The following is an 8,832-nucleotide window of genomic DNA, read 5'->3' as shown; positions in this document are numbered from 1 at the left end:
ACCCTCATGCAACTTTTCGATTATATATAAGCTGAATAGGGTTTTGTAGCTAACGGCCGGTATGGTACAGGCTTGCGAAAATGAACATTTGACGCAGCGCAACCCCTTGTCAATCTGCTCTCGTTCTCAGTTTTTTTGCAGTGCGGCGTCAGTGCTTGTCCGATTTACTTTTGCTGGCGGGCAGGATATAACGCGTTGTAAGCCCGCCTCATGTTTAAACAGCAACTTTCAAAGGAGAAACCAGGGATGAGCATGCTCAAGGATTTTCGCGCCTTCGCGATCAAGGGAAACGTGGTCGACCTGGCCGTCGGTGTCATCATCGGCGGGGCCTTCGGCAAGATCGTCAGTTCTCTGGTCGAGGATATCATCATGCCGCTCGTCGGCAAGATCTTCGGCGGCCTGGATTTCGCCAACTACTACCTTCCCCTGAACGGTCAAGCCTATGGCCTGCCGCTGGCCGAAGCCAAGAAGGCCGGAGCAGTCTTCGCCTACGGTAACTTCCTGACCATCTTCATCAACTTCCTGATCCTGGCCTTCATCATCTTCCAGATGGTGCGTGCCATCAACAAGGCGCGCGACCTGGCTTCCAAGCATGAAGAAGCCGCACCGGCCGCGCCGGCACCAACGCCGGAAGACGTGCTGTTGCTGCGTGAAATCCGCGATTCGCTCAAGAAGCAAGGCTGACGCCTGCCCTGCCCCAAAAAGCTTCACTTACCTGACACGGTAAGTGAAGCGACAAGTATCGCAGCCCCTCTCACACGGGATTGTCGATATCGATGAAGCGATGCTCGATGCCGAAGTGCCTGGCCACATGTTCCCCCAGCGCCTGGATGCCATAGCGCTCGGTGGCGTGATGGCCGGCGGCGAGATAGACGGTGCCGCTCTCGCGCGCCAGATGCACGGTCGGTTCTGAAATCTCGCCGCTGATGTAGGCCGTGGCTCCTGCTTCGATGGCCTCGCCCAGCATGCCCTGCGCTGCACCGGTACACCAGGCGACCTGCCCGATGGCCTGCTGCGGATCGCCGATGAGCAAGGGCATGCGTCCCAGGCGTTTTTCGATCAGCATCGCCAGGTCGGCGGCGGTCTTGACGGAGGGCGCATGGCAACGTCCGATCCAGCCGATGTCGTTCTCGCCGAAGCGGCCAGTGGCGTCAAAGTCGAGTCGTTTGGCCAGTTGCGCGTTGTTGCCCAGCTCCGGATGCGAATCCAGCGGCAAGTGATAGCCGAACAGATTGATGTCATGCCCCAGCAGCAGCTTCAGGCGCCGCTGCTTCTGCCCGATCACGCGCATGTCTTCACCGCGCCAGAAGTAACCGTGATGAACCAGGATGGCATCGGCCTGCCATTCCACTGCCGCCTCGATCAGGGCCAGGCTGGCCGTGACGCCGCTGACCACGCGCCCAATGGTGGCGCGCCCTTCCACCTGCAAGCCGTTTGGGCAATAATCGCGATATTGCGCCGCGTTAAGCGTCTGCCCCAGATAGACTGCGAACTCGTTTCTGCTAATGTGGCGGGTCATCTCTTCCTCATCCGATCAGATTTTCAATCCAAATACCAAAAATTCTTTTATGCGACGTTTATGGCTGTTGTTTGCCCAGACCGTGACAGTGGGTCTGGCGGTGTGGTTCATTGTAGCGACCTTGAAGCCGGACTGGCTGTCCGGATCCTTCACTTCGCGTGCACGCCCTGCCCAGTCCACCATCCAGATGCAGGAAGCCACACCCGCCGCGCCCGCCCTGGACTCCTATCGCCACGCCGCGCGCCAGGCAATGCCCTCGGTGGTCAATATCTTCACCACGACCGAAGCGCGCCCGCAGAAGAGCCCCTTCCAGAACGATCCGTTCTTCCGCAAGTTCTTCGGCGACCAGTTCGACGAACAGCAGCAGGATGACAAGCAATCCAGCCTGGGTTCGGGCGTGATCGTCAGCCCGCAAGGCTATATCCTCACCAACAACCACGTGGTGGAAGCCGCCGACAAGATCGAAGTGGCCCTGGCCGACGGCCGCAAGGCCAGCGCCAAGGTGGTCGGCATCGACCCCGAGACCGACCTCGCCGTCATCAAGATCGACCTGCCCAACCTGCCCGCCATCACCCTGGGCCATCCGGAAAACAGCTCGGTAGGTGACGTCGTGCTGGCCATCGGCAATCCCTTCGGCGTGGGCCAGACGGTGACCATGGGCATTGTCTCAGCACTGGGCCGCAACCACCTGGGCATCAATACCTTCGAGAACTTCATCCAGACCGATGCCGCCATCAATCCCGGCAACTCGGGCGGTGCGCTGGTCGATACCAACGGCAACCTGCTGGGCATCAACACGGCCATCTATTCGCGCACCGGCGGCAACCTGGGGATCGGCTTTGCGATCCCGATGTCCACCGCCAAGACCGTGATGGAAGCCATCATCAGCCATGGCCAGGTGGTGCGCGGCTGGATCGGGGTGGAACCGCAGGACATCACGCCGGAACTGGCCGAAAGCTTCGGCCTGGGCAAGAAGACCGGCGCCATCATCGCCGGCGTGCTCAAGGGCGGTCCGGCTGACCGCGCGGGCATGCGTCCGGGCGACATTCTGGTGAGCATCGACGACAAGCCGGTGGCCGATACCACCGAGATGCTCAACGTCATCGCGCAATTGACGCCGGGCCAGCAGATCGCCATGACGGTGCTGCGCAAGGCGCAGGAAACCAAGCTGAACATCACCGTGGGCAAGCGTCCGCCGCCGCCCAAAAACGATGATGCCGACGAAGAATGAGCCAGGAGAATCTGATCCATGCACGTGCGTGACCTGATCCAGTTCCTCGGGGAACTGTCCGAAAACAACAACCGCGCCTGGTTCGTCATGAACAAGCCGCGCTATGACATCCTGCGCGAGGAATTCCTGGCGCTGACCATCAAGCTCATCGCCGAGATCAGCAAGTTCGATCCGGCCATTGCCGGCTGCAATCCGAAGAAGGCGCTGTTCCGCATCAACCGTGACATGCGCTTCTCCCATGACAAGCGCCCGTACAAGACGCACTTCTCGGCCGCCATCACGGCCAGCGGGCTCAAGAAGCCCAGCCAGGGCGGCGGTCCGGCCTACTACTTCCACATCAATGAAGCGGGACAACTGCTCATTGCCGGTGGTGAATACCTGCCACCGACGCCGCGCCTGCGCGCCATCCGCAACCGCGTGGTGGAGGATGCAGCAGGCTTCACCAAGATGCGCAAGAACAAGAAGCTTGTTGCGACATATGGCGACCTGCAGGAAGAAGGAAAACTGCAGCGCCCGCCCAAGGGCTTCGATCCGGACACCCCAAACATCGAATACGTGAAGCTCAAGAGTTTCATCGTCTGGACCGAAGAGGACATCCGCAAGAAGATTCCGGCCGACCTCGGGAAGCAGGTACTGGAAGGCTTCAAGGATGCCTATCCGCTGGTGCAATGGCTGCGCGAGATTCCGCTGGTGACTATCGAAGAGTGAACGGTTTATCCAGCTCCTTCTCCTGAAGCCAGAAACGACAAAGCCCGCTCATCATCGAGCGGGCTTTGTTTTTGGTGAATTGCCAGGCTTATTCGGTGGGCACGGAACTGCCAGGTTCCGCCTCCGGCGCACGCGTGGCACGCTCGAAGATCGGTGCCACCAGCAGGCCCACCTCGTAGAGCAACACCAGCGGCACGGCCAGCATCAGCTGGCTCATCACGTCCGGCGGCGTGACCACGGCGGCAACGATGAAGGCACCGACGATCACGTAGGGACGGATCTGCTTCAACTTGGCCAGCGGCACCAGGCCCATGCGAACCAGGACGATCACGATCACCGGAACCTCGAAGGTCACGCCGAAAGCCACGAACATGGTCAGCACGAAGTCGACGTAGCTGTCGATGTCCGGTGCCACCGAGACTGACTTGGGCGCGAAATTGTTGATGAACGGGAAGACCACGCCAAAGACGAAGAAGTAGCAGAACGCCACACCCGCCACGAACAGCAGCGAGGACGAGATCACCAGCGGCGCGATCAGGCGCTTCTCGTGCGCATACAGGCCAGGCGCGACGAAAGCCCACAGCTGGTACAGCACCCAAGGCAGCGAGATCAGCACGGCCACCAGCATGGTGACCTTGATGGGGATCAGGAAGGGAGTGATCACGCCGGTGGCGATCATCTTGCTGCCGGCGGGCAGCGCATGGATCATCGGCGCGGCCAGCACGTCGAAGATATGGGCCGCAAACGGCATCAGGCAGAGGAACACTACCAGCACCACCGCAGCCGCCTTGACGATACGGCTGCGCAATTCGATCAGGTGCGAGATGAAGGTGTCTTCGGCTTGGGTGTTTTCTTCAGCCATGGATTCGGAGCATTCTGATGAAGTGAGACGCGCTGCGCCAAATTAGAAGAAACCTGCCGACTTGCCCACCCCGACCGGACGGCGATACTTGGCCACGCGGGCCGAGGCCGAGATCACGCGGGTCTTGTGGCCGCTCTGGTGCTTGTACCAGGACGGCACGCCGGTGGTGCGCGAGAGCTTCTTGCGGCGGAAAGCCTTGGCCTTGATCGCATGCAGGGAGGGGTCGGGCGTGCGGGTCCAGCTGCTGCCGGCACTGCTGCTGTCGGACACGGAGGAATCGTCGCCGCCGTTCCAGGCGTCATTGATCGACGCTTCCGTATCGGACATGCTTTTATGAATGCTGTTGCTGACGTCGCTGGCGGCGTCCTGCACATCCTTGTGCATCTTGCGCAGCTCGTCGAGTTCCATCTCGCGGCTGACTTCGGACTTGACGTCGTTGATGTAGCGCTGGGCGCGGCCGAACAGGGTGCCGGCCATGCGCGCCACCTTGGGCAGGCGCTCGGGGCCGATCACGACCAGCGCGACCACGCCGATCAAGGCCAGCTTGGTAAGGCCGATATCAATCATGAGTCTGTGTGGACATTAAGAGGACAACGCGGGCGCGCCATGCGCTTGAAGACGGGAGTGCCCGCTGCAAATCACGATGCGGGCCCATGCAAGCCCGCCAGGAGGGCTGGCGGGCGGCCTGATCAGCTGCCGGACTTGTCCTTTTCCTTGGCCTGCACGTCGATGGCCGGGTCCTTCTTGGCCGGATCTTCCTCGCCGCCCTTGACGCCATCCTTGAAGCCCTTGACTGCCTTGCCCAGGTCGGAACCCATGTTGCCGAGCTTCTTGGTGCCGAAGACCAGCATCACGATCACCAGAACAATCAGCCAATGCCAAATACTGAACGAACCCATTCTCTTCTCCTAAGCGGACATCCCTGCCCTGTGTACAAGTGAAACCTGCCAGCCCCCGGGCCGGCGAATGCTTATTGTTGCACGAACCGTACCCGCCAGGGATGCGGGCCGCCAATCACGTGCATGTGCAGATGGTACACCTCCTGGCCGCCATCCGGTCCGGTGTTGACCAGGGTCTTGAAACCGCCGGTGGGCTTGCCTTCGGCATCGATGCCATAACCGCAGCCCTGCTCGGCCGCCAGGCGCGGTGCCAGGGCCAGCATCTTGCCCAGCAAGGCCGCATGCTGCTCACCGCAATCGGCCAGCGTTGCCACATGCTGGCGCGGCACGATCAGGAAATGCACCGGCGCGGCCGGGTTGATGTCGTGGAAGGCGATCAGGTCCTCGTCCTCGTAGATCTTCTTCGAGGGAATCTGGCCTGCTGCGATCTTGCAGAAAATACAATTATCCAACGCCGTACTCCTGGGAAACAAGGGGATGGGAAGTGCGCAGGACGCTCAGTCCTTGCGGGCAGCCTTTTCTTCCAGGCCCGATAGGCCTTCACGGCGCGCCAGTTCGTTGAGCACATCCTGCGGGCTCAGATCGAACTGCGCCAGCAGGACCATGGAATGGAACCACAGGTCGGCGCATTCGTAGAGCACCTTGGACTTGTCGCCCGAGACGCGGGCATCCTTGGCGGCCATCACGGTTTCGGTGGCTTCCTCGCCGATCTTCTTGAGGATGGCGTCATCCCCCTTGGAGAACAGCTTGGCGACGTAGGATTTCTCCGGATTACCACCGTTGGCCAGCTTGCGCGACTCGATGACTTCGGCCAGTCGCTTCAGGGTTTCACTCATGATGGGGTCTTGTCGCTGTCCACGGGCTTGGGGATGGTCTTGCGCACGCGCTTGGGCTTGGCGGCCGGCTCAGCGGCCACTGCGGTCGCGGGGCCACCGCCGGCACCCGGCTGCAGATCCTTCAGCACCGGCTCCACCGTGACCCATTCGCCGCTGTCAGCGCTGCCTTCGAATTTCTGGAAGAAGCAGGAATGACGGCCGGTATGGCAGGCAATGCCGGCCACCTGCTCGACCTTGAGCAGCACCACGTCTTCGTCGCAGTCCAGGCGGATTTCGTGCACTTTCTGGAAGTGACCTGATTCTTCACCTTTATGCCAGAGCTTCTTGCGCGAGCGGCTCCAGTAGACCGCCTGGCCGATCTCCACGGTGCGCGCCAGCGCCTCGCGGTTCATCCAGGCGAACATCAGCACATCATTGGATCCGACTTCCTGGGCGATCACCGGCACCAGGCCGACTTCGTCCCATTTGACCTTGTTGAGCCATTTGGCGCTGATGCTCATGCCAGCCTCATGGAAATGTTCTGGTCGGCCATGAAGCGCTTGGCTTCCTGCACGGTGTGCTGGCCATAGTGGAAGATGCTGGCGGCCAGCACCGCATCGGCCTTGCCCTTGGTGATGCCGTCGGCCAGGTCCTGCAGGCCGCCCACGCCGCCCGAAGCAATCACGGGGATGCTGACGGCTTCGGAGACCGAACGCGTCAGGTCGAGGTCGAAACCGCTCTTGGTACCATCGCGGTCCATGCTGGTCAGCAGGATCTCGCCCGCGCCCAGCTGCGCCATCTTGCGCGCCCATTCGACCGCATCCAGGCCGGTGGCCTTGCGTCCGCCGTGAGTGTAGACCTCCCACTTGCCGTCGCCGGCGCGCTTGGCGTCGATGGCCACCACGATACATTGGGAGCCGTACTTGTTGGCGGCATCGGCCACCAGCTGCGGATTGGTCACGGCCGAGGTGTTGATGCCGACCTTGTCGGCCCCGGCGTTGAGCAGGCGGCGCACATCTTCCACCGCGCGCACGCCGCCACCCACCGTCAGCGGGATGAAGACCTGCGAAGCCACGGCTTCGATGATGTCCAGGATCAGGTCGCGGCCATCGGAGGACGCGGTGATGTCGAGGAAGGTCAGCTCATCGGCACCCTGCTCGTCGTAACGGCGCGCGATCTCGACCGGATCGCCGGCATCGCGCAGCTCCAGGAAATTGACGCCCTTGACCACGCGACCAGCGGTCACGTCCAGGCAAGGGATGATGCGTTTTGCAAGGGCCATGTTATTTGCTGCCGGAGAGGCGGTTGGCTTCCAGTTCGCGCGTCAGTTCATCCGCACGATCCTGGCCGCTGCGCAGGTCCAGCGTCCCTTCGTAGATGGAACGGCCGCAGATGACGGCTTCGATGCCTTCATCCTCGACCCGGCACAGCGCCTCGACGTCGCCCACGTGGTGCACGCCGCCCGAGGCGATGATGGGAATGGTCACGGCCTGCGCCAGGCGCACCGTGGCCTCGATGTTGACGCCGCCCATCATGCCGTCGCGGCCGATGTCGGTGTAGACGATGGCTTCGCAGCCATAGCCTTCGAATTTCTGCGCCAGATCCACCACTTCGTGGCCGGACAGCTTGCTCCAGCCATCGGTGGCGACCTTGCCATCCTTGGCATCCAGGCCCACGATGATCTGGCCGGGGAAGGCGCTGCAGGCGTCATGCAGGAAGCCGGGATTCTTCACCGCGGCGGTGCCGATGATGATGTAGGAGAGGCCATCGTCCAGGTAGCGTTCGATGGTATCCAGATCGCGGATGCCGCCACCGAGTTGCACCGGGATTTCCTCGACGTCGTTCTCTTCGGCGAAGCTGGCGACCGCCTTCAGGATGGCCTTGACCGCCGCCTCGTTCTTGGGCTTGCCGGCGAAGGCACCATTGAGGTCCACGAGGTGCAGGCGGCGCGCGCCCTGCTTGAGCCAGTGCAGGGCCATTTCCGCCGGATCTTCGGAGAAAACGGTGGCTTGTTCCATATCACCTTGTTTGAGGCGTACGCAATGACCGTCTTTCAGGTCGATGGCGGGTATGAGCAGCATGGCTAGGGGATGACTAGTCAGTAAAAAAGAAGGGTTGGCGACGGTCTGCGGCGAGGTTCTTGCCGGAAAGGCAAAAAATCAAGGTTTCCAGTGTACGAAATTCCGATACAGCTGCAAACCCGCCGAGGCACTTTTTTCCGGGTGGAACTGGGTTGCAAAAATATTATCGCGGGCCACGGCACAGGCGAAGTCACGGCCATACGGCGTTTGGCCAACGATGTGCGACGATTCGGCCGGGACGGCGTAGTAGCTGTGGACAAAATAGAAGAAGGCATTATCCGCAATTCCTTCCCACAGCGGATGGGCGCTGGTCTGATGCACATGGTTCCAGCCCATCTGCGGCACCTTGAACAGCGATCCATCGTCCTGGCGCACGCCTTCGAGCTCGAAGCGCACCACCTTGCCGGGCAGCAGGCCCAGGCCGGGGGTGTCGCCTTCTTCACTCCAGTCGAACAGCATCTGCTCGCCCACGCATACGCCGAACAGCGGCTTGGTGCGGGAAGCTTCAAGGACCGCATCTTGCACGCCCGATTCACGCAGGCTGCGCATGCAATCGGGCATGGCGCCCTGGCCGGGCAGGACCACACGGTCGGCGGCGCGGATATCGGCGACTTCGCCGGAGATGCGCACGTCGGCTTCAGGCGCGACATGGCGCAGCGCCTGCGCCACCGAGCGCAGGTTGCCCATGCCGTAATCGACTACAACAATTTTATTCAT

General features: G+C 61.5%; 13 protein-coding genes. 3 read left to right on the top strand and 10 right to left on the bottom strand.

Annotated features, from left to right (window positions below; all coding sequences use genetic code 11):
• Nucleotides 1–246 precede the first annotated feature (246 nt).
• Nucleotides 247–684, top strand: coding sequence for a large conductance mechanosensitive channel protein MscL (mscL, locus tag J2X56_RS25285; protein WP_039783869.1), 438 nt, complete (start codon nt 247–249; stop codon nt 682–684).
• A gap of 70 nt (nt 685–754) precedes the next feature.
• Here mscL and J2X56_RS25280 read toward each other — a convergent pair whose 3' ends face one another.
• Nucleotides 755–1,519, bottom strand: coding sequence for a Nif3-like dinuclear metal center hexameric protein (locus tag J2X56_RS25280; RefSeq protein ID WP_121040407.1), 765 nt, complete (start codon nt 1,517–1,519; stop codon nt 755–757).
• Nucleotides 1,520–1,568: 49 nt separating this feature from the next.
• Here J2X56_RS25280 and J2X56_RS25275 point away from each other — a divergent pair, with 49 nt between their 5' ends.
• Both J2X56_RS25275 and J2X56_RS25270 read left to right on the top strand, forming a co-directional pair.
• Complete coding sequence (locus tag J2X56_RS25275) at nt 1,569–2,750, top strand: Do family serine endopeptidase (protein WP_034330798.1); 1,182 nt, start codon at nt 1,569–1,571, stop codon at nt 2,748–2,750.
• An 18-nt stretch (nt 2,751–2,768) separates the two neighbouring features.
• Nucleotides 2,769–3,458 carry a DUF2461 domain-containing protein gene (locus J2X56_RS25270; RefSeq protein WP_121040409.1) on the top strand — a complete coding sequence of 230 codons (690 nt, stop codon included), beginning with the start codon at nt 2,769–2,771 and terminating at the stop codon, nt 3,456–3,458.
• An 88-nt stretch (nt 3,459–3,546) separates the two neighbouring features.
• On the opposite strand, the gene tatC is transcribed toward J2X56_RS25270, so the two are convergent.
• From tatC to hisH, 9 genes are all read right to left on the bottom strand, one after another.
• The gene (gene tatC / locus J2X56_RS25265; RefSeq protein ID WP_121040411.1) at nt 3,547–4,320 is read right to left on the bottom strand and encodes a twin-arginine translocase subunit TatC; all 774 of its coding nucleotides are present in this window, start codon (nt 4,318–4,320) and stop codon (nt 3,547–3,549) included.
• A 42-nt stretch (nt 4,321–4,362) separates the two neighbouring features.
• Nucleotides 4,363–4,887: a Sec-independent protein translocase protein TatB gene (gene tatB / locus J2X56_RS25260; protein WP_134136891.1), complete on the bottom strand. Its 525-nt coding sequence runs from the start codon at nt 4,885–4,887 to the stop codon at nt 4,363–4,365.
• A gap of 122 nt (nt 4,888–5,009) precedes the next feature.
• On the bottom strand, nt 5,010–5,219 hold the full coding sequence (gene tatA / locus J2X56_RS25255; RefSeq protein WP_039783860.1) for a Sec-independent protein translocase subunit TatA: 210 nt from the start codon (nt 5,217–5,219) through the stop codon (nt 5,010–5,012).
• 71 nt (nt 5,220–5,290) lie between these two features.
• Nucleotides 5,291–5,671 (bottom strand): histidine triad nucleotide-binding protein, encoded by a 381-nt coding sequence (locus J2X56_RS25250; RefSeq protein ID WP_121040415.1) that lies wholly within the window; start codon nt 5,669–5,671, stop codon nt 5,291–5,293.
• A gap of 45 nt (nt 5,672–5,716) precedes the next feature.
• Nucleotides 5,717–6,055 (bottom strand): phosphoribosyl-ATP diphosphatase, encoded by a 339-nt coding sequence (locus J2X56_RS25245; RefSeq protein WP_069374928.1) that lies wholly within the window; start codon nt 6,053–6,055, stop codon nt 5,717–5,719.
• Nucleotides 6,052–6,555 (bottom strand): phosphoribosyl-AMP cyclohydrolase, encoded by a 504-nt coding sequence (gene hisI / locus J2X56_RS25240; RefSeq protein ID WP_121040417.1) that lies wholly within the window; start codon nt 6,553–6,555, stop codon nt 6,052–6,054. Before hisI ends, J2X56_RS25245 begins: the two co-directional genes overlap by 4 nt.
• Entirely contained in the window at nt 6,552–7,316 is a 765-nt protein-coding gene (gene hisF / locus J2X56_RS25235; RefSeq protein WP_034330780.1) for an imidazole glycerol phosphate synthase subunit HisF, read from the bottom strand. The genes hisI and hisF overlap by 4 nt, the downstream gene beginning before the upstream one ends.
• Nucleotide 7,317: 1 nt before the next feature.
• Nucleotides 7,318–8,115: a 1-(5-phosphoribosyl)-5-[(5-phosphoribosylamino)methylideneamino]imidazole-4-carboxamide isomerase gene (gene hisA / locus J2X56_RS25230; RefSeq protein WP_039783854.1), complete on the bottom strand. Its 798-nt coding sequence runs from the start codon at nt 8,113–8,115 to the stop codon at nt 7,318–7,320.
• 78 nt (nt 8,116–8,193) lie between these two features.
• Nucleotides 8,194–8,832 carry an imidazole glycerol phosphate synthase subunit HisH gene (hisH, locus tag J2X56_RS25225; RefSeq protein WP_034330775.1) on the bottom strand — a complete coding sequence of 213 codons (639 nt, stop codon included), beginning with the start codon at nt 8,830–8,832 and terminating at the stop codon, nt 8,194–8,196.

The organism is Herbaspirillum sp. 1173, from assembly GCF_031455335.1.
Lineage (GTDB): Bacteria > Pseudomonadota > Gammaproteobacteria > Burkholderiales > Burkholderiaceae_D > Herbaspirillum > Herbaspirillum huttiense.
This window is presented reverse-complemented; position numbering and strand designations above follow the sequence as displayed.

Bases quoted from the DNA above. Each gene is read 5' to 3' on its own strand.
- mscL (WP_039783869.1), top strand. From the start codon at position 247: ATGAGCATGCTCAAGGATTTTCGCGCCTTCGCGATCAAGGGAAACGTG.
- J2X56_RS25280 (WP_121040407.1), bottom strand. From the start codon at position 1,519: ATGACCCGCCACATTAGCAGAAACGAGTTCGCAGTCTATCTGGGGCAG.
- J2X56_RS25275 (WP_034330798.1), top strand. From the start codon at position 1,569: ATGCGACGTTTATGGCTGTTGTTTGCCCAGACCGTGACAGTGGGTCTG.
- J2X56_RS25270 (WP_121040409.1), top strand. From the start codon at position 2,769: ATGCACGTGCGTGACCTGATCCAGTTCCTCGGGGAACTGTCCGAAAAC.
- tatC (WP_121040411.1), bottom strand. From the start codon at position 4,320: ATGGCTGAAGAAAACACCCAAGCCGAAGACACCTTCATCTCGCACCTG.
- tatB (WP_134136891.1), bottom strand. From the start codon at position 4,887: ATGATTGATATCGGCCTTACCAAGCTGGCCTTGATCGGCGTGGTCGCG.
- tatA (WP_039783860.1), bottom strand. From the start codon at position 5,219: ATGGGTTCGTTCAGTATTTGGCATTGGCTGATTGTTCTGGTGATCGTG.
- J2X56_RS25245 (WP_069374928.1), bottom strand. From the start codon at position 6,055: ATGAGTGAAACCCTGAAGCGACTGGCCGAAGTCATCGAGTCGCGCAAG.
- hisI (WP_121040417.1), bottom strand. From the start codon at position 6,555: ATGAGCATCAGCGCCAAATGGCTCAACAAGGTCAAATGGGACGAAGTC.
- hisF (WP_034330780.1), bottom strand. From the start codon at position 7,316: ATGGCCCTTGCAAAACGCATCATCCCTTGCCTGGACGTGACCGCTGGT.
- hisA (WP_039783854.1), bottom strand. From the start codon at position 8,115: ATGCTGCTCATACCCGCCATCGACCTGAAAGACGGTCATTGCGTACGC.
- hisH (WP_034330775.1), bottom strand. From the start codon at position 8,832: ATGAATAAAATTGTTGTAGTCGATTACGGCATGGGCAACCTGCGCTCG.